This window comes from Nocardia jiangsuensis (genome assembly GCF_042650385.1).
Taxonomy (GTDB): Bacteria; Actinomycetota; Actinomycetes; order Mycobacteriales; family Mycobacteriaceae; genus Nocardia; species Nocardia jiangsuensis.
The window spans coordinates 1-19,966 of the sequence record NZ_JBHSAX010000019.1 but is presented as its reverse complement, the minus strand read 5'-3'; the positions used below and the strand labels follow the sequence as shown (position 1 = coordinate 19,966).

General features: G+C 73.6%; 20 protein-coding genes and 2 pseudogenes. 12 read left to right on the top strand and 10 right to left on the bottom strand.

The annotated features are described in order from the left end of the window. Window positions 1-14 precede the first annotated feature (14 nt). The 4 genes from mbp1 (at window position 15) to ACFO0B_RS22920 (ending at window position 2,865) form a co-directional block, all read left to right on the top strand. Complete coding sequence (mbp1, locus tag ACFO0B_RS22935; RefSeq protein ID WP_378614624.1) at window positions 15-254, top strand: microaggregate-binding protein 1; 240 nt, start codon at window positions 15-17, stop codon at window positions 252-254. 129 nt (window positions 255-383) lie between these two features. Then, window positions 384-1,199: an RNA polymerase sigma factor SigF gene (locus tag ACFO0B_RS22930; protein WP_378614623.1), complete on the top strand. Its 816-nt coding sequence runs from the start codon at window positions 384-386 to the stop codon at window positions 1,197-1,199. Further along, a complete protein-coding gene (locus tag ACFO0B_RS22925) occupies window positions 1,189-1,728 on the top strand; it encodes a CinA family protein (protein WP_378614622.1) in 540 nt (179 codons plus the stop codon). Before ACFO0B_RS22930 ends, ACFO0B_RS22925 begins: the two co-directional genes overlap by 11 nt. Before the next feature lie 18 nt (window positions 1,729-1,746). Continuing rightward, window positions 1,747-2,865 (top strand): PQQ-dependent sugar dehydrogenase, encoded by a 1,119-nt coding sequence (locus ACFO0B_RS22920; RefSeq protein WP_378614621.1) that lies wholly within the window; start codon window positions 1,747-1,749, stop codon window positions 2,863-2,865. Here ACFO0B_RS22920 and ACFO0B_RS22915 read toward each other — a convergent pair. Both ACFO0B_RS22915 and ACFO0B_RS22910 read right to left on the bottom strand, forming a co-directional pair. Beyond that, window positions 2,839-3,280, bottom strand: a pseudogene (locus ACFO0B_RS22915) (transglycosylase family protein); the annotation flags it as partial. The gene ACFO0B_RS22920 and the pseudogene ACFO0B_RS22915 sit on opposite strands and share 27 nt — an antisense overlap. 288 nt (window positions 3,281-3,568) lie before the next feature. Then, entirely contained in the window at window positions 3,569-5,134 is a 1,566-nt protein-coding gene (locus tag ACFO0B_RS22910) for a phytoene desaturase family protein (RefSeq protein ID WP_378614620.1), read from the bottom strand. A gap of 176 nt (window positions 5,135-5,310) precedes the next feature. Here ACFO0B_RS22910 and ACFO0B_RS22905 point away from each other — a divergent pair, with 176 nt between their 5' ends. After that, entirely contained in the window at window positions 5,311-5,535 is a 225-nt protein-coding gene (locus ACFO0B_RS22905) for a hypothetical protein (protein ID WP_378614619.1), read from the top strand. Window positions 5,536-5,538: 3 nt separating this feature from the next. Here the strand turns inward: ACFO0B_RS22905 and ACFO0B_RS22900 are convergent, their stop codons facing one another. Next, entirely contained in the window at window positions 5,539-5,916 is a 378-nt protein-coding gene (locus ACFO0B_RS22900) for a hypothetical protein (RefSeq protein ID WP_378614618.1), read from the bottom strand. 332 nt (window positions 5,917-6,248) lie between these two features. Next, on the bottom strand, window positions 6,249-7,106 hold the full coding sequence (locus ACFO0B_RS22895) for a universal stress protein (protein ID WP_378615267.1): 858 nt from the start codon (window positions 7,104-7,106) through the stop codon (window positions 6,249-6,251). A gap of 161 nt (window positions 7,107-7,267) precedes the next feature. Here ACFO0B_RS22895 and ACFO0B_RS22890 point away from each other — a divergent pair, with 161 nt between their 5' ends. From ACFO0B_RS22890 to ACFO0B_RS22870, 5 genes are read left to right on the top strand one after another with little or no spacing between them, the layout of a single operon-like run. Then, window positions 7,268-8,824 (top strand): amidase, encoded by a 1,557-nt coding sequence (locus tag ACFO0B_RS22890; protein ID WP_378614617.1) that lies wholly within the window; start codon window positions 7,268-7,270, stop codon window positions 8,822-8,824. After that, window positions 8,739-9,239 carry a hemerythrin domain-containing protein gene (locus ACFO0B_RS22885; RefSeq protein ID WP_378614616.1) on the top strand — a complete coding sequence of 167 codons (501 nt, stop codon included), beginning with the start codon at window positions 8,739-8,741 and terminating at the stop codon, window positions 9,237-9,239. The genes ACFO0B_RS22890 and ACFO0B_RS22885 overlap by 86 nt, the downstream gene beginning before the upstream one ends. Continuing rightward, window positions 9,239-10,357: a carboxylate-amine ligase gene (locus ACFO0B_RS22880; RefSeq protein ID WP_378614615.1), complete on the top strand. Its 1,119-nt coding sequence runs from the start codon at window positions 9,239-9,241 to the stop codon at window positions 10,355-10,357. Before ACFO0B_RS22885 ends, ACFO0B_RS22880 begins: the two co-directional genes overlap by 1 nt. 26 nt (window positions 10,358-10,383) lie before the next feature. After that, the gene (locus tag ACFO0B_RS22875; protein WP_378614614.1) at window positions 10,384-11,571 is read left to right on the top strand and encodes a zinc-dependent alcohol dehydrogenase; all 1,188 of its coding nucleotides are present in this window, start codon (window positions 10,384-10,386) and stop codon (window positions 11,569-11,571) included. A gap of 41 nt (window positions 11,572-11,612) precedes the next feature. Continuing rightward, window positions 11,613-12,290, top strand: coding sequence for a phosphoribosylanthranilate isomerase (locus ACFO0B_RS22870; protein ID WP_378614613.1), 678 nt, complete (start codon window positions 11,613-11,615; stop codon window positions 12,288-12,290). Between the two features lie 51 nt (window positions 12,291-12,341). On the opposite strand, the gene ACFO0B_RS22865 is transcribed toward ACFO0B_RS22870, so the two are convergent. The 5 genes from ACFO0B_RS22865 to aztB form a co-directional block, all read right to left on the bottom strand. After that, entirely contained in the window at window positions 12,342-12,926 is a 585-nt protein-coding gene (locus ACFO0B_RS22865; protein WP_378614612.1) for a dihydrofolate reductase family protein, read from the bottom strand. 70 nt (window positions 12,927-12,996) lie between these two features. After that, window positions 12,997-13,659: a S1 family peptidase gene (locus tag ACFO0B_RS22860; RefSeq protein ID WP_378614611.1), complete on the bottom strand. Its 663-nt coding sequence runs from the start codon at window positions 13,657-13,659 to the stop codon at window positions 12,997-12,999. Between the two features lie 86 nt (window positions 13,660-13,745). Next, window positions 13,746-14,882 (bottom strand): zinc metallochaperone AztD, encoded by a 1,137-nt coding sequence (aztD, locus tag ACFO0B_RS22855; protein ID WP_378614610.1) that lies wholly within the window; start codon window positions 14,880-14,882, stop codon window positions 13,746-13,748. A gap of 20 nt (window positions 14,883-14,902) precedes the next feature. Further along, on the bottom strand, window positions 14,903-15,793 hold the full coding sequence (gene aztC, locus ACFO0B_RS22850; protein WP_378614609.1) for a zinc ABC transporter substrate-binding protein AztC: 891 nt from the start codon (window positions 15,791-15,793) through the stop codon (window positions 14,903-14,905). Beyond that, window positions 15,790-17,841 (bottom strand): zinc ABC transporter permease AztB, encoded by a 2,052-nt coding sequence (gene aztB / locus ACFO0B_RS22845; protein ID WP_378614608.1) that lies wholly within the window; start codon window positions 17,839-17,841, stop codon window positions 15,790-15,792. The genes aztC and aztB overlap by 4 nt, the downstream gene beginning before the upstream one ends. A gap of 59 nt (window positions 17,842-17,900) precedes the next feature. Between aztB and aztA the strand changes: the two genes are divergently transcribed. Together aztA and ACFO0B_RS22835 are read left to right on the top strand one after the other, a co-directional pair. After that, window positions 17,901-18,593, top strand: coding sequence for a zinc ABC transporter ATP-binding protein AztA (gene aztA, locus ACFO0B_RS22840; protein WP_378614607.1), 693 nt, complete (start codon window positions 17,901-17,903; stop codon window positions 18,591-18,593). A 56-nt stretch (window positions 18,594-18,649) separates the two neighbouring features. Continuing rightward, window positions 18,650-19,543 carry an SGNH/GDSL hydrolase family protein gene (locus ACFO0B_RS22835; protein ID WP_378614606.1) on the top strand — a complete coding sequence of 298 codons (894 nt, stop codon included), beginning with the start codon at window positions 18,650-18,652 and terminating at the stop codon, window positions 19,541-19,543. A 236-nt stretch (window positions 19,544-19,779) separates the two neighbouring features. On the opposite strand, the pseudogene ACFO0B_RS22830 reads toward ACFO0B_RS22835, so the two are convergent. After that, window positions 19,780-19,966, bottom strand: a pseudogene (locus ACFO0B_RS22830) (ATP-binding protein); the annotation flags it as partial.

The window sequence follows — 19,966 nt, the reverse complement described above, 5'->3', positions numbered from 1 at the left end:
TTTCGGAGGACATCGTGGCCGAGAACACCAGTGGACCCCGCGAGGGCATCAAGGGCGTTGTCGAGGATGTGAAGGGCAAGGTCAAGGAGGCCGCCGGGATCGTCACCGGGAGCGACCGCCTGGAGGGCGAGGGCCGGGCCCAGCAGGACAAGGCGGAATCCCAGCGCGAGGTCGCGCAGAAGGAAGCCGAGGCCGAGAAGGCCAGGGCCGAGGCGAAGGTGGACGAGGCGCGGCAGCGCGGGTACCAGAACTAGGAAGTGTGCGCGGCCCCGAGAGGGGAACGCCGCGGGTGGGCTGTCCGGACGGACAGCCCACCTTCCGTCGGTTCGGGCAGGGAACCGGCGACCGTATCCACCCCCGAGTCCGAACGCGAGGATGCCCCGATGACGCGCGAGACCACGGCGGCCGGCTCCGGCGCCGACAGCTACGAGAACGTCGAACCCTGGTTCGAGAAGCTGGCCGCGCTCGCGCCGGGCGATCCGGGCCGGGAGGCCGTGCGCCGCGAGATCATCGCTCGCTGTCTCCCGCTGGCCACGCACATCGCGCGCAAGTTCGCCGGGCGCGGCGAGTCCTTCGACGACCTGTTGCAGATCGCCCGGCTCGGCCTGGTGCTCGCGGTCGACCGCTTCGACGTCGAGCGCGGCTCGTCCTTCCTCTCCTTTGCGGTGCCGACCGTGATGGGTGAGGTCCGCCGCCACTTCCGGGACCACACCTGGTCGCTGCGGGTGCCGCGCCGGCTCAAGGAGATCCAGCAACGGATCGGCCCGGCCGTCGAGGCGCTCTCGCAGTCGCTGGGCCGGATGCCGACTGCCCGCGAGATCGCCGCCGACCTGGAGCTCGACCTCGCCGAGGTGACCCAGGCGATGGTGGCGAGCAACGCCTACCAGACCAACTCGATCGACGCCGCGAGCAACGACGACGGCGAGAACACCCCGCTCGCGCTGCGCGACACCCTCGGCAGCGAGGAGCCCTCCTACCAGCTGCTCGAGGACGCCATCGCGGTGCGCCCGCTGCTGGCGGCACTGCCCGAGCGCGAGCGCGAGGTGCTGATCATGCGGTTCTTCGAGAACCGGACGCAGACCCAGATCGCCACCCACCTCGGGGTGTCGCAGATGCAGGTCTCGCGCATCCTCACCAGGACCCTCGCCGCGCTGCGCGCGCAGGCACTCGGTGCCGAGGCGGCCGGCCGTGTCGCCTGAAGCGGTCGGCGAGCAGCCGGAGGTCCCGGAGTCGGAGCGCACCGCGGCGCTGGCCGAGCGGGTCGCCGAGGAGGCCGCTCGCACCGGGCACACCGTGGCGGTGGCCGAATCGCTGACCGCGGGCCGGATCGCCGCCGCGCTCGGCGCCGCACCGGATTCCGGCACCTGGTTCCGCGGCGGCGTCGTCGCCTACGCCGCCGAGGTCAAACGCACCGTGCTCGGCGTCCCGGACGTGCCGGTCGTCACCGCAACCGCCGCCGGGACCATGGCCACCGGCGTGCGCGGGCTGCTCGGCGCCGATGTCGGGGTCGCGGTGACCGGGGTCGGCGGCCCCGGCCCGCAGGACGGCGAGCCGGCCGGGTCGGTGTGGTTCGGGGTGACCGTCGGCAGCGATGCCGCGACCAGCCACCACGTCTTCGACGGCGACCCGGTCGAGGTGCTGGAGCAGACCGTCACCCGCGCGCTGGAGCTGCTGCGGGACGCGGTGGCGACCGGCCACGCGGAGCTCGGCGACCCCGTGTCCGAATAATCCGGATACTGGTTCGGTATGCGCCTACACCGACCCGTCCGTGCCCTGACCGTCGCCTGCGTCGTCATCACGGCCGTCGCCTGCGGCGCGACGGACCCGGACGACTTCCCGCCGCCACCCAGCGGCCTCACCACCGCACCGGTCGCTACCTCGGCCGCGCCGAGCAGCCCGGGCGGCAGCCCCGATCTGGACATCCCGGAAGAGATCGGCACCGGTCTCGACGTGCCGTGGGGGCTCGCCTTCCGCCCGGACGGCACCGCCTTCGTCGCCGAGCGGGACACCGGCCGCATCCTGCGGATCGCGCCGGGCGGCGGCGCGGCCGAGCCGGTCCACCAGGTGCCCGGCGTGGTAGCGCGCGGCGAGGGCGGGCTGCTCGGCCTCGCCGTCTCACCCACCGACCCGGAAGTGCTCTACGCCTACTTCACCGCGGAGTCGGACAACCGGATCGTGCGGTTCCGGCTCGGCGAGCAGCCGCAGGTGGTGTTCCAGGGGCTGGCAAAGGCAGGCAACCACAACGGCGGGCGAATCGCCTTCGGCCCGGACGGCATGCTCTACGTCGGCACCGGCGACGCCGGGGAGCCGCGCCGCTCCCCCGACCCCGCCGACCCGGGCGGCAAGATCCTGCGGCTCACCCCGGACGGGCAGGCGGCGCCGGGCAACCCGGCGCCCGGCTCACCGGTCTACAGCCGCGGGCACCGCAATGTGCAGGGGCTGGCCTGGGATTCCAGGGGCAGGCTCTTCGCCGCCGAGTTCGGCCAGAACCGGGTGGACGAGATCAACCTGATCGAGCCGGGCCGCGACTACGGCTGGCCCGCGGTGGAGGGCGCAGGCGGGGCCGACCGCGGCTACGCCGACCCGCTCGTCACCTGGGGCACCGACGAGGCGTCACCGTCCGGGATCGCCGTCGCAGGCGACACGCTCTACGTCGCCGCGCTGCGCGGGGAGCGGCTGTGGACGGTGCCGATCGGCCCGGACGGGCTCGGCACGCCGAGCGCCGAACTGGCCGGCCGCTACGGCCGGCTGCGCACGGTGGCCGTCGCACCGGACGGGGCGCTCTGGCTCACCACCTCGAACACCGACGGCCGCGGTGACCCGAGCGACGGCGACGACCGGATCATCCGCTTTCCCGCGGGCTGATCCGGCCGCCGGAGGTCCCGTCAGGGGCGCCGGCCGCGAACCGGCCGCGCGCCCCGCTCCCCGGGAGTCAGAGGTACTGACCGCAGACCGGCCACGCCCCGGCGCCCTGGGTGGCGAGCACGTTCTCGGCCACCCGGATCTGCTCCGCGCGGCTGGCGTTGTGCGGCATGCCGCTGCCGCCGTTGGCGGACCAGGTGCTCGGGGTGAACTGCAACCCGCCGTAGTAGCCGTTGCCGGTGTTGGTCGACCAGTTGCCGCCGCTCTCGCACTGGGCGACCTGATCCCAGTTGTTGCCCGCGGCCGATGCCGTCGCGGCCATCCCGAACGGCACCGCCGCGAGTGCGCCGGTGACCGCCGCGACGCCGATCGCGCGGCCGATGGTCCGGGTCTGCTTGGTCTTCCGCTGCTGGGACATGCGTTTCCTTCCCTGCGCCCGCCGGTCCGCACCGCGAACCCCCGCCCCCGGGACGATCTCGGGGTCCGCCGGACCGCGGGGCGGGGTCGCCGGCTTACGCCGGTCCGGCTCGGGCCGCGCGTCGAGCGCAACCGCAGGCGACCATAACGAAGCAATCTCAGCAGATCACGTACCGGTAACTACTTCGCAATTCGCATTGTTGTCCGAAATGCGGCGAGCATTCCCAGGTGGAAAGCATCTTCCGGGATCGACCAAAACTTGTCGCCCCGGATCAAACAGTGACGATTGTCACCGAGATATCGCGCTCTCGAGCACGGCCATGGCCGCGTTGTGGCCGCCGATTCCGCTCACCCCGCCGCCGCGCACCGCGCCGGCGCCGCAACAGAAGACCCCCGGCTGCCCGGTCGCGACGCCCCACCGGACGGCCGGATCGTCGTCCTCCGCCTCGTCCCGGAAGGGAAAGGCCAGGTCACCATGGAAGATGTGGCCGCCGGGGAGCCCGACCTCGGCCTCCAGGTCGAGCGGTGTCTTGGCCTCCAGGCAGGGCCTGCCGTCGACGTCGCGCGCCAGGCAGTCGGCGATGGGCTCGGCGAGTACCGCGTCGAGGCGGGCCAGCGCCGCCGCCACCGCGCGCTCCCGCGCGATATCCGGATCGGCCTCGAACAATCGCGCGGGGGTGTGCAGCCCGAAAAGGGTGAGCGTGTGCATTCCGCGCTCGGCGGAATCGCGATCGAGAATCGAGCGGTCGGTCACGGTATGGCAATAGATCTCCGAAGGCAGCGCGGCCGGGAGCCTGCCCGCCTCGGCTTCTCGATAGGCCGCGGCCAGTTGCGAATACGTCTCGGCGATATGGAAGGTGCCCGAGAACGCCTCCCGCGGCGACACTTCCGGGTCGCGCAGCCGGGGCAGCCGGTCCAGCACCATATTGATCTTGAGCTGCGCGCCCTCCGGCTTCGGCCCCGGTACGTGGCCGAGCAGCCGATCCAGTTCGTAGGGCGCGGCATTCACGAGTACGTGCCCGGCGGCCACCTCCCCGGTGCCACCGGTCGCGCCGTCGGTGTAGGCCACCGCGCCGGTCTCGATCCGGGTGACCGCGCAGCCGGTGACGATCTCGGCGCCTGCCCCGGCCGCCGCCACGGCGAGTTCGGCGGTGAGCGCGCCCATGCCGCCGATCGGGACGTCCCAGTCGCCGGTGCCGCCGCCGATCACGTGGTAGAGGAAGCAGCGGTTCTGCCGCAGCGAGGGGTCGTGCGCGTGCGTGAAGGTGCCGATCAGGGCATCGGTGCAGGCGACGCCGCGTACCACGTCGTCGGTGAAGGTGCGCTCGAGCAGCGCGCCGAGCGGCTCCTCGACGACCGCAGCCCAGAGTTCGTCGTCCCCGAGCCGTGCCCGCAGCTCGGCGGCGGTCGGCAGCGGCTCGGTGAGCGTCGGGAAGACGGCCCGCGCGAGTGTGCCGGTGCGGGCGCCGAACTCGGTCCAGGCGCGGTGCTCGCGGTCCGCGCCGGTGATCCGCCGGAAGCTCGCCGCGGTGCGCGCCGGATCGCCGGTGTCGACCAGCAGACCGGTCTCGCCGACCGGCGTGTACGAGGAGATCCGGCGGCGCGCGGTGCGGAAGTTCAGCCCGAGGTCGGTGACGATCCGCGCGGGCAGCAGGCTCACCAGGTACGAGTAGCGGGAGAGCCGGGCCCCGACCCCGGGGAAGGTCTGCGCCGAGACGGCGGCGCCGCCGGTGTGCGCGGCGCGCTCCAGCACCGCGACCCGGCGGCCCGCCCGCGCCAGGTAGGCCGCGGCGACCAGGCCGTTGTGCCCGCCGCCGACGACGACCGCGTCGTAGTTCCCGTGCTTCGGTCGCATATCACCTCGTTACCACCCCGCACCGGCGATTCGCGGCAGGCGACACACGGCGATCCAGCACAACGCCCGGACCTCGCCGCTGTGAGTCTCCCCGACTACCGCTCCACCGGCAGCTTTCCAGCGATCCCGCTCCTACCGTGAGGTGTACCACACTTCCCACGTCCCGAGAGCGGCCCATGAACTCCACTGACAGCCCCCTGGTGGTCTACTCGCGCGAGAGCGAGATCCTCGACTACTTCGGCAAATGCGAGGCGTGCGGCTACCCGGCCCGCGCCACGGCCACCACCGAGATGCTGGCGGGCGGCGGCGTGCGGACCGCCGTCGTCGCCGCCTGCTCGCTGCCCTGCGGCTGGACCGGCCGGGTCCCGCTCACCACCATGACCGGGCGGGTGCGCCGCTGACACTCAGCCGCCGCTGACCACGCAGGCGTAGCCGAGGTGCGTTCCGATGCCGACCCGCACATCGCCCGCGACCGTCGGCTCCCGGTCGGGCGCCTGGACGGCCTCCAGCCGGTGCGGGCCCGGCACCGCCGGAATCCAGGTGAAGAGCGCGTTGCCGCTGTCCGGCACCCGCACCGCGATCGGGATTCCGTTGTCGAGCAGCGTCACCGGCTCCACCGCATTCGTCACCAGCACCTGCACGGTGTAGGTGCAGCCGGTGCCGTAGGTGGTGGACGAGCCGAAGTTGATGTCGCCGAGCACCCGCATCTGGGTGGCGGTGGCGGCGGCCTCCGGCGCGCCGGTCGCGCCCAGCGCCGCGGTGAACGCGAGTGCCGCGGCCACCCGCAGTACACCCCCGCGGCGCAAGCGGGTGTGACCGCGGGCGGACAGCGGCGCCCCCGCGCGCGGCCCGCGATCGCGGCGGGCTCCGCACACACCGGGCACCGGCGGCGCCCCCGCAGGTAACGCCCTCGAGACGGACCACGGTCCGGAGCGGCGGCGATCCCCGCCGCGCGGGGACGGAGTTTCCTGGGCTTTCCGGCTGGCACGGGGCACGGCACGATCCATGGCGGTCCCTTCGACGTCGGAGGGCGAGCGGACCTCGATCCTCGCCCGGCCACCGGGTGCCGGGGACCGGAATCGCGGAGCTCGCTGCCGGGCAAGGGGGTTCGCGCTCAGCTCGCGGCGCGCACCACCACGATCGGAATGTCCACCGAGTGCAGCAGGCCGTTGCTGGTGGAGCCGAGCAGCATCCCGGTGAAACCGCCGCGCCCCCGGCTGCCCACCACCACGAGCTGGGCATTCGCCGATTCGTCGAGCAGCGAGCGCACCGGCCGGTCGGCCACGACGATCCGGCGCACCGGCACCTCCGGGTACCGCTCGGCGTAGCCGGCCAGGCTCTCCGCGAGCGCGGCCTCCTCGCCGTCGCGCACCCCGGCCCAGTCGTCGATCGGCAGGTCGAGCCCGCTGGTGTCGCGCCAGGCGTGCAGCGCGGTCAGCCCGACGCCGCGGAAGGCCGCCTCGGCGAAGGCGACCTCGAGCGCACCGACGCTGTTCTCGGTGCCGTCCACCCCGACCAGCACGGGTTTGCTCGCGGCCACCGGATCGGTGGCGGCCGGGGTGCGGACCACCGCGACCGGGCAGTGCGCGTGCCCCGCCACCGCCGTGCTCACCGAGCCGAGCAGCCCGCGCCGGAAGGCGCCGAGCCCGCGGCTGCCGAGGACCACCCGGTGCGCGCTGCGCGAGCGGTCGAGCAGGGTGGGCACGATGAAGTCGAAGGTCAGCTCGGCGGTCACGGTGATCGGGCCGCCCGCCGCGGCCTCGGCGATCCGGGCGGCCTCGCGCAGCGCCCGTTCGCCCTCGTCACGCAGCCAATCGCGCTCGCCGACCGGCAGCGTCGGCCGGTCGCCGTAGCCGAACGGGACGGCCATCGAGCAGAGCAGGTGCAGCGGGCGGCCGTGCAGCCGCGCGTCCACCGCGGCCCAGGCGGCGGCGTGGTACGCCGTCTCCGAGCCGTCCACCGCGGCGACGATCGGGCGTTCGGGGCGGGTGTCGGATCCGGCACGATACTTCCTCTCCGTCGGGGAAATCCCCCTCCATCATTCCCCGCGACCCGCCCGGCACGGGTAGGTGTCGCCGTGGTGTTGCGCACCGTAGCGTTCACCCCGATACACCGGCGGAAGGGAGCCGAACAATGACGGATTCCACGGCCGCTCCACTGCCGTACGCCGGAGTTGCCGAGACCGCGGCCGAGGTGCGCGCGGGCAAGATCACCGCCGCGGAGGCGGTGGACCAGGCACTGGCCAGGATCGCGGCCGCCGAGCCACTGCGCGCCTTCGCACTGGTCAACGCCGAGCGGGCGCGGGCGGAGGCGGCCGAGCGGGACGCCGGGCAGGCCGCGGGGGCGCCGCTCGGGCCGCTGCACGGCGTGCCGATCGCGGTGAAGGACGAACTCGACGTCGCCGGGGCGCCGACCCGCTACGGCGGCGTCGCCGCCGGGGGCGAACCCGCCGCGGCCGATGCCGAGGCGGTGCGCCGGCTGCGCGCGGCCGGTGCGGTGATCGTCGGCAAGACCGCCATGCCGGAGTTCGGCATCTGGCCCTACACCGAGAGCGCGGCGGGCGGCTACACGCACAATCCGTGGTCGCCCCGGCACAGCCCGGGCGGGTCGAGCGGCGGCTCCGCGGCGGCGGTGGCGGCCGGGCTGGTCCCGGCGGCGACCGGCGGCGACGGCGGCGGCTCGATCCGCATCCCGGCCGCCTGCTGCGGGGTGTTCGGGCTGAAACCGCAGCGCGGCCGGGTCAGCACCGCACCGCACCCCGACCTGTGGGGCGCGCTCGGCACGGTCGGCGTGCTCACCAGGGCGGTGGCGGACAGCGCGCTGCTCTACGACGTGCTCGCGGGCACCGTGGCCGCCGACCGCTGGCACGCCCCCGCGCCCGCCGCCTCCTACACCGATCTCGATCCCGGGCCGCGGCTGCGGATCGGGCTGCTGCTGCGCACCGCCGTCCCCGGCGTCGGCGCGGCCCCCTCCTGCGTAGCCGCGGTGCGGGAGACCGCCGAGGCACTGGCCGGGCTCGGCCACGAGATCGCCGAGGACCGGTACCGGCTGCCCGACCCCACCGACGCCTTCCTGCCGCAGGTGCTGGACGGGGTCAGGACGGAGGCCGCCCGGATGCCGCACCCCCACCTGCTGGAGCGGCGCACCCGCGCGGTGGTCCGGCTGAGCCGGGCGGCGCCGCCGCCGGTGCTGCGCTGGGCCGAGCGCCGCGGCGAGCACCTCGCCGCGCGGGTCGACAGGCTCTTCGACCGCTACGACCTGCTGCTCACCCCCACCCTCGCCGGACCGCCGCCCCCGATCGGCAGGCTGGACGGTACCGGCATCATCCGTGCGACCCTGCGCGCGGTGCCGATGATCGCCTACACCGCGCTCTGGAACGTCTGCGGCAACCCGGCCGCCGCCGTCCCCGCCGGGTTCGCGGACGGGTTGCCACGCAGCGTGCAGCTGGTCGGGCCGCCGAACGGCGAGCACACCCTGCTGCGCGTGGCCGCGGAGCTGGAGCGGGTCCGGCCGTGGACGGCGGTGCCGCCGAGCTGGACCGGTTTCGCCGCACGCCGCCCGGGCACTTCGCCTGCACCCGGACAGCCCACCGAGGAGGAACCCCATGTCCAGCGATGCCATCGTGCTGCTGCGCGAGGACCACAAGCAGATCCGCAAGCTCTTCCGCGAGTTCGAGAAGGCGAGCGATGACGCGCACGCCACCAAGGGCCGCGTGATCGACAAGGTCATCGAGGCGCTCACCGTGCACACCTACATCGAGAACGAGTGCATGTACCCGGCGGTGCGCGAGCTGGTGCCGGAGCTGGAGGACGACATCCTGGAGTCCTACGAGGAGCACCACGTCGCCGACATCCTGGTCTTCGAGCTCTCCCTGCTGAAGCCGGAGGACGAGCGCTTCACCGCCAAGGCGTCGGTGCTGATCGAGAACGTCGACCACCACATCGACGAGGAGGAGCAGGAGTGGTTCCCCAAGGTGCGGGAGGCGCTCGGCCGCAAGCAGCTGCAGGAGATCGGCGCGCGGATGCGGGAGCTGAAGGAGAAGGCGCCGCGCAAACCGACGCAGCCGTCGGCGCTGAAGAAAGCCGTCCACGCGGTCACGGCCTGATGGCCGAGCTCACCATGGGCGTCGAAGAGGAGTTCCTCCTCGTCGACCCGGAGACCGGCGCGCCCGCCGCCGCCAACCGCGCGGTCGCCGAAACCGCCGCGGCGGCGGGCGTCGAGCTCCAGCTGGAGCTCACCCGCTGCCAGGTCGAGACCAGCTCCGACGTGCACACCGACGCCGCCGCGCTGGACCGGCAGCTGCACGAGCTGCGCCGCGCGGTCGCGCACTGCGCCGAGCGCAACCGGGTCCGGCTGCTCGCGACGGCCGCGCCGCCGACCGTTCCGCACGAATTCCCGCTCACCGACACCCCGCGCTACCGCGCCATCGGCGACGCCTTCGGCATGATCGCGCACGAGCAGGGGCTCTCCGGCTGCCACGTGCACGTGGCGGTCCCGGATCAGGAGATCGCGGTGCGGGTGAGCAACCACCTGCGGCCGTGGCTGCCCGCGCTGCTCGCGCTCAGCGCCAACTCCGCGATCTACCGCGGCTCGGACACCGGCTACGCGAGCTGGCGCAGCATCCTCTGGCGGCGCTGGCCGAGCGCCGGGCCGCCGCCGTACTTCCGCTCGGTGCGCGACTACGAGGCGGTGGTCGACACCATGCTCGCCTGCGGCAGCATCCTGGACCGCAAGATGGTCTATTGGGACGTCCGCCCGTCGCTCACCTTCCCGACCGTCGAGGTCAGGGTCGGCGACGTGCCCGCCACCGCGCGCGAGAGCACGCTGCTCGCGCTGCTGGTCCGCGGCCTGGTCCTGCACGCGCGGAAAGCGCTGGCGCGCCGCGAGGAAGCCCCCGACATCCCGCACGAGATCCTGCTCGCCGCCTACTGGACCGCGGCCCGCTCCGGCCTCGACGGCGAGACACTGGAGCCGGTCTCCGGCCGGGTGCTCCCGGTGCCCGCGCTGCTCGACGAGCTGGTCCGGCGGATCGGTCCCGAGCTGGACGAGCTCGGCGACCGCGCCTTCGTCACCGACGCCATGGCCGAGGTGCTGAGCCGCGGCAACGGCGCGCGCAGGCAGCGCCGCGCCTACGCCACGCGGCACGACGCCGCCGACGTGATCACCGAACTGGCAGGCGCGACGCTGGAAGGTTACGAGTTTTCCCCCGCACACCTCGGGTAGCCGCCCGCTGACAACGAGGAGGATTCATGAAAGCGGTGACCTGGCAGGGCAAGCGCAAGGTCTCGGTCGACACCGTGCCCGACCCGCGGATCGAGGACCCCACCGACATGGTGATCCGGGTGACCTCGACCGCCATCTGCGGCTCGGACCTGCACCTCTACGAGGTGCTCGGCCCGTTCATGAGCCCAGGCGACATCCTCGGCCACGAGCCGATGGGGATCGTCGAGGAGGTGGGCAGCGAGGTCCGCTCGGTCGAGGTCGGCGACCGGGTGGTGATCCCGTTCCAGATCAGCTGCGGCCACTGCTTCATGTGCGACCAGGGCCTCTCCACCCAGTGCGAGACCACCCAGGTGCGCGACCAGGGCTCCGGCGCCGCGCTCTTCGGCTACTCCAAGCTCTACGGCCAGGTGCCCGGCGGGCAGGCGCAGTACCTGCGGGTGCCCTACGCCGACCACACCCACGTCACGGTGCCGTCCGGCCCGCCCGACGACCGCTTCCTGTACCTGTCCGACGTGCTGCCCACCGCCTGGCAGGCGGTGCAGTACGCGGGAATCCCCGACGGCGGCTCGGTGACCGTGCTCGGACTCGGCCCGATCGGCGACATGGCCTGCCGGATCGCCGCGCACCTGGGGTATCGGGTGATCGGCGTGGACCGGGTGCCGGAGCGGCTGGCACGGGTCGCCGCGCGCGGCATCGAGACCATCGATTTCGCGGAAGCGGGCGAGTCGCTCGGTGAGGTTGTTCGCGACCGCACCCTCGGCCGCGGCACCGACACCGTGATCGACGCCGTCGGCATGGAGGCGCACGGGTCGCCCGTCGCCAAGTTCGCGCAGACGACCACCGGTTTCCTGCCCGACGCGGTCGCGGAGAAGCTCATGAACACCGCCGGCGTCGACCGGCTCGCCGCCCTGGAGTCGGCGATCGATATCGTGCGCCGCGGCGGCACCATCTCGCTCGTCGGCGTCTACGGGGGTATGGCCGATCCGCTTCCGCTGCGGGTTCTCTTCGACAAGCAGGTCCAGATGCGCATGGGGCAGGCGAACGTCAAGCGGTGGGCACCGGAGATCCTGCCCCTGCTCACCGACGACGATCCGCTCGGCGTCGACACCTTCGCCACGCATCGGTTACCGCTGATCGGAGCACCGCAGGCGTACGAGAAGTTCCAGCAGAAGAAGGACGGGGTGATCAAGGTGGTGCTCGACCCGGCGGCCTGATCGTCGGTTCGCGCGGGGGTCGCCGTCGGTAGAGTGCGGTGGTGACTGTTCGCGCGAAGATCTGCGGAATTCGCTCCGAGCAGGACCTGCGCATCGCAGTTGCCGCCGGGGCGGATGCGATCGGCTTCATCTGCGGCGTCACCCATGTCAGCGAGGACGCCCTGCGGCCGGATCGTGCGGCTGAACTTTCCCGGCGCACACCGGCTTTCGTGACCCGTGTGCTCGTCACCCACCTGGAGGAGGCCGACGCGATCATCGCGCTCGCGGATCTGGTCGGCGTCGATGTGATTCAAGTGCACGGGTTGGTGACCGAGGAGACCACCCGGGAGGTGCACGCGCGGTCCCGCAGCCGGAAAGTGCTGCGCGCAGTCCACGTGACCGCCTCCGATGCGGTCGGCGCGGCACAGCGGGCTGCCGCGCATTGTGATGGCGTACTGCTGGATTCGCGTACCGCCGACCGCCTCGGTGGTACCGGCGAGACGCATGACTGGTCGATCAGCGCGCAGGTCGTCCGCTCGCTACGCGAGATCGGCCGCCCGGTGATCCTCGCGGGGGGCCTCCGTCCCGGCAACGTCGCCGCCGCCATCGAGGCGGTCCGGCCCGACGCCGTCGATGCGAACAGCGGGGTCGAGACGCCCACCGGGGACAAGGATGTCGAAGCATGCGCGGCCTTCGTCCGCGCTGCGCATCGGACGCCGAGGACGTTCGAACGGCTGTAGCCGGCCGCCCGCCCTCGCCACGGGCCCCGGCCCGGGAAGGTGCGTCGCGCCTCAGTGCCGCGAGTAGTGGGCGATGATGACGCCGGTGCCGGTGGTGACGCTGCGGGTGAGCTCGAACTCGGTGAGCGGGGCGGGGCCGTCGAAGAGGCGGGTGCCGGTGCCGAGGGTGAGGGGGTGGATGAGGAGGGAGTACCGGTCGATCAGGGACGCGGCGTGCAGGGTGCGGACGAGGGCGGCGCTGCCGATGATGGACAGGGCGGGGCCAGGGGTCGCCTTCAACTCGGCGACGGTCTCGACAGCGTCACCGCGGAGCAGGATCGAGTTCTGCCAGGCGTCGGCGTCGCCGAGCGCGGTGGAGGCGACGTACTTGGTGGCGGCGTTCAGGTGCGTGCTGAAGGGGTTGCCATCGGTGGCGCTGCCCCACGCGCGGTGGAAATCCTCCCAGGTGCGGCGGCCGAAGAGCATGTCACCGGGCTCGGCCATGCCGCGCGCCATCTCCGCGCCCATGATCTCGTCGTTGTACCGCAGCCCCCACCCGCCGTGCGGAAACCCGCCGCGGGTGTCCTCATCGGGACGGCCGAGCCCCTGCACGACACCGTCGAGGGTGATGGACATGGTGACCGAGATCGAGCGCATACGTCTTCCTTCCGCTGCCTGACATCAACAGCGGTGCAGACGACGTGCGGGAACGAAATTCATCGGCCGATCAGAGCGGGTGGAACCCCGCCCCGACCGAACCGCGGGCGTTCAGATCGTGCACGATGGCGGCCATGGTGGTCCCGACCTCGGGGCCGAGGCACCCGACCGCCAGGTACGCATTGACCATGCCGACCAGCGTGCTGCCGACCATGACCGGCGCCCCGGAGTCGCCTTCGAGCACGCACAGCTGGGTCCAGGTCTCCTGCGCGGTGTTCAGCACATCACCCCAGGCGACTCCGCAGGTCTCGCCGCTGGTGCGCCCCTTCTTGCAGACCACGGCGGGGAACTGGGCGGGCGCCCCGATGCCGGTGATGGTGGCGTTGCCGACCCGGTTCACCGGCATCACCTTGGCGGGGTCGAACTGGATGACGGCGTAGTCGAGGTCGGGGTCGGAGTGCACGAAGCGGCCGACGACGCCCAGGTCGTGGTCGCGCTCGGCGACCACGGTGGCCCCGGCGTCGCCGCAGTGCCCGGCGGTCAGCCCGACGAGGCTGCCCGCGGCGTCGTAGCCGATGGTGGTGACGGTGCACTGCGCGGTGTTGTCGACGACGATCCCCGAGCCGCCGCCCAGCGGGACGGGGGCGTCCTGGGCGGCGGCCGCGCCCGCCCCGAGCGGTACCAGGGCGAGCGCGGCTCCCGCGGTGACGGCGCGGGCGAGGCTGCGGTTCATGTCGGACTCCCGTCGGTACCGCGGGGCGCGCGTCGTCCCCGGCGTACCCCTCGTCTACCCGGGCCGCACCGCGCGGAAACGGGCACTCAGTGGCCGGGCTGCACCCCGCTCAGCTCATTCGGCGCGCCGGGCAGCGTCACGGTGGCGGTGCGCTCGCCGTTCGCCAGGTCGATGCGGTGCACCTGGCCGGTGGCGGGGTCGGAGACGTAGGCGGCGCCGCCGCGGACGAAGAGCGCGGGGCGCGGCTGCTGCCACTCCAGCGGCTCCTGCCAGGGCGCGATCACCGGGATGCTGCGGGTGACGGTGGCGCGCACCGGGTCTATCACGTGCAGCGCGCCGTCGGTGCCGAGGACCAGCGCCTCGCCCGCCGGGCCGCGGCCGAGCGAGCGGAAGGTGTAGCTGGTGCCGAGCTCGACCAGGCGCAGCCCGCCGGTGGCGGTGTCGATCAGCGAGACCTGCTGCGGGCGTTCCAGTTCCGCGTCCTTGTCCTTTTTGTAGTCGCCGAGCACGATGGGCGAATCGTCGCTGCCCGCCTGATTGCCGATGCGGCCGTACGGGGTCGGGCTGGTGACCTTGGTGATCACGCCGTCGCGGTAGACCAGCGCGCCGTTCTGGCAGCCGATCACCACGGCCTCGCCCTGCGCGGTGGCCTCACCGTGCACGCCGGGGCAGTCCTCGCTGCGGGCGATCTCGCGGCCGCCGGGGTCGAGCACGAGCATGCCGGTGCGGCGCTCCTCGGTGCCGAGCGAGACCACGAGCCTGCCGTCGGCGAGCTCGATGGCGACGCCGTGGTGCGGGGCGGCGGTGGTGTAGACGTCGGTCTTCGGGGTGCCGTCGGCCAGCGCGGCGGTGTCGAAGGCGGTGACCTCGCCGCTGCCGTCGGCGAAGAGGACGGTGCGCCCGGCGTGCCGCACCACGTGGCCCGGCTTCTCGGCCGGGAACTCGGCGCCGGTGAACTGCCCGGTGGTGGCATCGAGCACCCGGAAGGCCGAGCCGCTGGTGACCACGACGTGCCGGTCGTCGCCCGCGGGGTTGAGCCGGGTGAAGCCGTCCAGGGCGACGGTGTGCCCGACCTCGAGGGTGGTGCCGTCGAGCACCGCGATGCCGCCCTCGTAGGTCACCGTCACCGGGTCGGCCACGGTGGCGGGCTCGTCGCTGCCGCCACAGGCGGTCGCGGTGAGCGCCAGCGCGCAGGCTCCCGCGGCGAGAGAACGGAACTTCATGTGCTACCTCATCTTTCGGATCACCCGGCGATGATGGCGTCGGTGTTGACGCGCATCATGTCCAGGTAGGTGGGGGCGCCGCCGTCCGGCGGGGTGAGCGATTCGGTGTGCAGGGCGGTGACCTCCACTCGCACACCCGCCTGTTCGGCGAGGACGCGGGCGAGCTTGTCGGGCTGCGCGGAATCGGCGAAGATCGTGGTCACTCCGGCCGCGCGCACCGCGCCGGCCAGCCCGGCCAGGTCGGCGGCGCTGGGCGAGGCGAGCGCGCTGCCGCTCGGCAGTACGACGCCGATCACGTCGAGCCCGAACCGCGCGGCGAGGTAGCCGAAGACGTGGTGATTGGTGACCAGCCTGCGGCGCTCGGCCGGGAGTGCGGTGAAGCGCTCGGTCATCCAGCGGTCCAGCTCGTCCAGCCGGGTGAGGTAGCCGTCGGTGCGGGCGCGAACAGCCGCGGTATCGATGCCGGGGACGTCGGCGAGTACCCGGTCCCGGATGGCCTCGACCGCTGTCCGCACCCGGGCGGGGTCGGTCCAGAAGTGCGGGTCCGGGTTGGCGCTGTCCCGGTACGGCAGCGGGTTCACCTGCTCGCCGACCAGCAGCGTCGGCGTGCCCGCCGCCGCGGCGGACTCGACGTGCCGCAGCACGCCCTCCTCCAGGCCGAGGCCGTTGGCGACGACGAGCGCGGCCCGCTCCAGCCCGGCCGCCTGCTTGGCGGAGACGCCGAACGAGTGCGGGTCGCCGCCGGTCGGCATGAGCACGGTGACCGGCGCGGCGTCGCCGACAACGGCGCGGGTGAGGTCGCCGAGCAGGTCGGTGGTCACCACGATCCCGGCGCGCTCGGCGGTACCGCCGCAGGCCGCGGCGGTGAGCACGGTCAGCCCGGCGAGCACCGCCGTCAGCAGGCGCTTCACCGCCCGGCCCGGGCGAGGTGCGCGGGGGTGATGTCGAGCGGGAACTCGCGGGCGACGCGCAGGGCGTCCAGGTAGTCGATCTCGTACACGATGCGGCGCTCCGGGTCGGTGAGGTAGGCGCGGGTGGTGTCGACGGCGATCCGCGCGGGGGCGCCGGGGGTGGTCAGGGGGCGGCGGGCGAGTTCGGCGCCGGTCGCGGGGTCGAGGGCGCGGAGCACGCCGTCCGGGCCGAGCGTGAGAACCGGGGTTCCCTCCCCCGCCGTCGCGGCGGCCAGGACCGGGCCGGTCTCGAAACGGGTCCAGGTGCCGCGGGCGACGTCGAGCAGCCAGAGCCCGCGCTGCCCGGCCGGGGCGGTGAGCGCGCTCGCGCCGGGGCGCTGGGTGAAGGTGGTGGCGCGGTCCTCCGGGGCGGTGCCCGGCGGGTACGGGACCGGGCGGGCGGTCTCGCCGGAGACCACGAGCGCGCCGGTGGCGCAGCCGAACACGGCGCCGCGCCTGGTCACGCCCGCTGCGCGTGGTTCGGGGCAGGACTCGGCGATGGCGCGGCGGACGGCGCCGTCGCGTTCGCGCAGCTGCACCTGCCCGCTCGCGGGGTCGACGCTCGCCAGGGCGCCGTCGACCGGGAGGGCGGGGCCGGGCACCGTCACCGGATCGGGGATGCGGCCCGCGTCCAGCGCGGTGCGGTCGAGGACGGTGGCGGTTTCGCCGGAGGTCAGCACGGCGACAGCGCGATCGGCCGCGGCCGTGGTGCCGGAGGGCACTGTCCTGGTAGGCGCGGTATCGGGGGGCGCGGCTCCGGCAGGCGCGGTGACAGGGGGCTCGGTGACAGAGGGCTCGGTGACCGTAGGCACGGCGAACTCGCCGCGGACCCCGGGGGCCGTGCGGTAGTAGTGCACGTGGTCGTCGTGGTCGACCATCCAGGCGCCGGCGTCGGCGACCCGGACGGTGCCGCCGGCGGAGAGGTAGGCGTAGCGGCCGTCGCTCGTGGCGGCGGTGACGCCGGGGAGCGGGTCGAGCTCGGTGATCTCCTCCGTGATCAGGTCGAGCACCCGGACGGCGCCGGTTCCGGCATCGGCCAGCACCAGCCGGGTCTGGGCCTCGGCGGTCTCCTCCGCACCCGCGACGTAGCCGTGTGGCACATCCGTCTCAGGAGCGGGCCCGGGGTCGGCGGCGCAGCCGGTCAGGACCGCGGCGGCCGCCGCCACCGCCACCGCGGGGCCGGCACCGCGGCGCAGCCGCTCGCGCAGAGCGGCCAGCAGCGCGGAGCCGAAGAACAGCCCGACCGCGCAGGCCGCGATGGTCGCCCCGGCCGCGGTGCCCGCATGCCAGGAGACCAGCAACCCGCACACGGTCGCCACGGCGCCGAAGGCCGCGGCCAGCGCCATGGTGGTCGGGATCCGGTGCGCCCAGTAGGTGGCGGCGGCGGGCGGCGCGATCAGCAGCCCGAAGACCAGCAGCGTCCCGGCCAGGTGGAACGAGCCGACCACGGCCAGCGTCACCAGAGCGAGCAGCCCCACCCTGGCCAGCCGCGGCCGCAGCCCGAGCGTCTCCGCGATCCGCGGATCGAAGGTGAGCGCGGTGAACCCACGATGCCCGGCGACCGCGAGCACCGCGGCGACCAGCACCGCGGCGACCAGCAGCCAGAGGTCGCCCGCGCCGATGGCGAGCACGTCGCCGAACAGGTAGCCGGTGAGGTCGACCGCGAAGCTCTCCGAGCGGGAGACGATCAGCACGCCGAGCGAGAGCATGGCGACGAAGAGCAGCCCGATCGCCACGTCCGGGGTGAAGCGGCGGTTCCGCCCGAGCACCGAGACCCCGGCGGCCATCGCCACCGCGCTCAACGCCGCCCCGGCGAGCGGATTGCCGCCGAGCAGCGCGGCGACGGCGACGCCGGGGAGCATGCCGTGCGCCATCGCCTCGCCCAGAAAGGCCATGCCGCGCACCACGACCCACGTTCCGGCGACGGCGCAGAGGCAGGAGACGAGCAGTCCGCCCCAGAGTGCCCGCCGCACGAAGGTCACCGCGAAGGGGTCGAAGAGCCAGTCCATGAGGCGACACCCTAGAATGAATATGATTTTCATTTCAACTGGAGTGACAGGGGACACAGATGGTCACCGAGGTGCGGCTGACCGGGATCGTCGCCGGTTACGAGGCCGGGCCGGTGCTGCACGGCGTGGACGCGGTACTGCCCGCCGGGCGGGTGACGGCGCTGGTGGGGCCGAACGGGTCGGGGAAGTCGACGCTGCTCGCGGTGCTCGCCGGCGTGCTCGCGCCGACGGCCGGGACGATCGTCCAGCCGCTGGGGCGGCCCGCGCTCGTGCTGCAGCACAGTGCGGTTCCGCCGACGCTGCCGATCACCGTCCGGGAGACGGTGGCGATGGGGCGCTGGGGGGAGCGCGGATGGTGGCGCAGGCTCACGCGGGCGGATCGCGCCCTGGTCGACGAGTCGCTCGAGGCGCTCGGGCTCGGCGCGCTGGCCGGGTGCCGGCTGGACACGCTCTCCGGTGGGCAGCGGCAGCGGGCACTGCTCGCCCAGGCGCTGGCGGCGCGGTCCCGGCTGCTGCTGCTCGACGAGCCGGGGACCGCCCTGGATGCCGAGGCGCGTGCCGCCGTGCACACGGCGCTCGACCTGGCCGGGGAGCGGGGCGTCACCGTCGTGCACGCCACCCACGATCGGGACGACGCGCTGCGCGCCGACCACGCCGTGGCGCTGGCCGCGGGCCGGGTCACGGCGGCGGGCCCGCCGGACCGTGTCTTGACGCCCGACGTGACCTCGGCCACACTTCCTACCAGCCGGTAGCCGGACGCTGGTGTCCGGCGGTCATCCGTGTTCCGGCACAGGCGAGGATCCGAATCATGCAGCACTCCCGTCAGTTTCCCGCGCTGCGCGCCGTCTGCGCCGCGCTGGGCGCGTGCGCGTTCGCGGTGGCCGGTGCCGGTGCCGCACCGGCGGCGCCGCAGCCCGAGGTGTACGTCGCGCTGGGCGATTCGTTCTCGGCCGGCTCCGGGATCGCGCCGAGCGCGCCTGCCAGCGGTATTCCCGGCGACTGCACCCGCTCCGCGCTGAACTACCCCAAGCTGGTGGCGCAGGCGCTGCGTCCGAGCGAGTTCCGCGACGTCACCTGCGGTGCGGCGGTGAGCGCCGATCTGGCGGGCAGGCAGTTCGGGCTGAGCGGGCTCGCCGCGCCGCAGTACGATGCGCTGACCCCGGACACCACGCTGGTGACGCTCGGCATGGGCGGCAACGACATCGGGCTGGTGCAGCTCGGGGTGAGCTGCATCAACCCGCTGCCGGAGCCGAACGGCGTCTCCTGCGCGGCGACGCAGACCGCGGGCGGCCGGGATCGGGTCGGCGAGCAGATCGAGCGCTTCGCCCCGACCTACGGGGTCATGATCGAGGAGATCCGCCGCCGCTCCCCCGCCGCCACCATCGTGCTGGTCGGCTACCCGATCGGCATCCGTGACGGCGGCTGCCCGGAGACCCAGCCCGCCTGGGCCGCGGACGCCACCTACCTGCAGGGCAAGATCAATCAGCTGAACGATGTCATGCGGCGCGAGGCGGTCGAGCACGGAGCCGGGTACGTGGATCTGGAGCCGTCGACGCAGGGGCACGACGTGTGCGCGGAGCCGGGCCGGAGCTGGATGGTCGGCGCATTGCCGACCTCGGCGGATGCCATAGTCCCGCTGCACCCGAATGCCGCCGGGCACCGCAATACCGCGAAGCAGGTACTGGCCGCTCTCGACCGCTGAGCGGTGCCGTCGATCATGCCAACTCCACCTCGGGTTCCGGTTCGCCCACCGCGGCGGCCACGGCAACGGCGTTCCGCTCGACCCCGGCGCGAAGCCCGCGCCCGGACGGCTCGAATGCCGTCACGGTGACGACTCGCTCCCGGTGGCCGGATACCGCCAGACCCCGGCCACCTCCCCGTCGGCGAGAACCGCCCCGGGCCGGGAGACGGCCCCCCGGCTCACCGTGACCGGCCGATTCACATCCGCGATTCGAGCCGATGGAAGAGGAACTCCACCAGGGTGATCAGCGAGCGCAGGCAGGTGCTGCGATTGCGGGCGTCGAGCCGGACCAGCGGCGTCTCCGGAGCGAGGTCGAGTGCGTCGCGGACCTCCTCCAGCGGATAGGTACGCGACCCGTCGAACTCGTTGATCCCCACCGCATAC

Excerpts from the sequence above, each read along its gene's own strand:
- ACFO0B_RS22920 (WP_378614621.1), top strand. The coding sequence starts at position 1,747 with ATGCGCCTACACCGACCCGTCCGTGCCCTGACCGTCGCCTGCGTCGTC.
- ACFO0B_RS22835 (WP_378614606.1), top strand. The coding sequence starts at position 18,650 with ATGCAGCACTCCCGTCAGTTTCCCGCGCTGCGCGCCGTCTGCGCCGCG.
- ACFO0B_RS22860 (WP_378614611.1), bottom strand. The coding sequence starts at position 13,659 with ATGAACCGCAGCCTCGCCCGCGCCGTCACCGCGGGAGCCGCGCTCGCC.
- aztD (WP_378614610.1), bottom strand. The coding sequence starts at position 14,882 with ATGAAGTTCCGTTCTCTCGCCGCGGGAGCCTGCGCGCTGGCGCTCACC.
- aztA (WP_378614607.1), top strand. The coding sequence starts at position 17,901 with ATGGTCACCGAGGTGCGGCTGACCGGGATCGTCGCCGGTTACGAGGCC.
- ACFO0B_RS22875 (WP_378614614.1), top strand. The coding sequence starts at position 10,384 with ATGAAAGCGGTGACCTGGCAGGGCAAGCGCAAGGTCTCGGTCGACACC.
- ACFO0B_RS22890 (WP_378614617.1), top strand. The coding sequence starts at position 7,268 with ATGACGGATTCCACGGCCGCTCCACTGCCGTACGCCGGAGTTGCCGAG.
- ACFO0B_RS22910 (WP_378614620.1), bottom strand. The coding sequence starts at position 5,134 with ATGCGACCGAAGCACGGGAACTACGACGCGGTCGTCGTCGGCGGCGGG.
- ACFO0B_RS22905 (WP_378614619.1), top strand. The coding sequence starts at position 5,311 with ATGAACTCCACTGACAGCCCCCTGGTGGTCTACTCGCGCGAGAGCGAG.
- ACFO0B_RS22930 (WP_378614623.1), top strand. The coding sequence starts at position 384 with ATGACGCGCGAGACCACGGCGGCCGGCTCCGGCGCCGACAGCTACGAG.
- aztB (WP_378614608.1), bottom strand. The coding sequence starts at position 17,841 with ATGGACTGGCTCTTCGACCCCTTCGCGGTGACCTTCGTGCGGCGGGCA.
- ACFO0B_RS22885 (WP_378614616.1), top strand. The coding sequence starts at position 8,739 with ATGTCCAGCGATGCCATCGTGCTGCTGCGCGAGGACCACAAGCAGATC.
- ACFO0B_RS22880 (WP_378614615.1), top strand. The coding sequence starts at position 9,239 with ATGGCCGAGCTCACCATGGGCGTCGAAGAGGAGTTCCTCCTCGTCGAC.
- ACFO0B_RS22865 (WP_378614612.1), bottom strand. The coding sequence starts at position 12,926 with ATGCGCTCGATCTCGGTCACCATGTCCATCACCCTCGACGGTGTCGTG.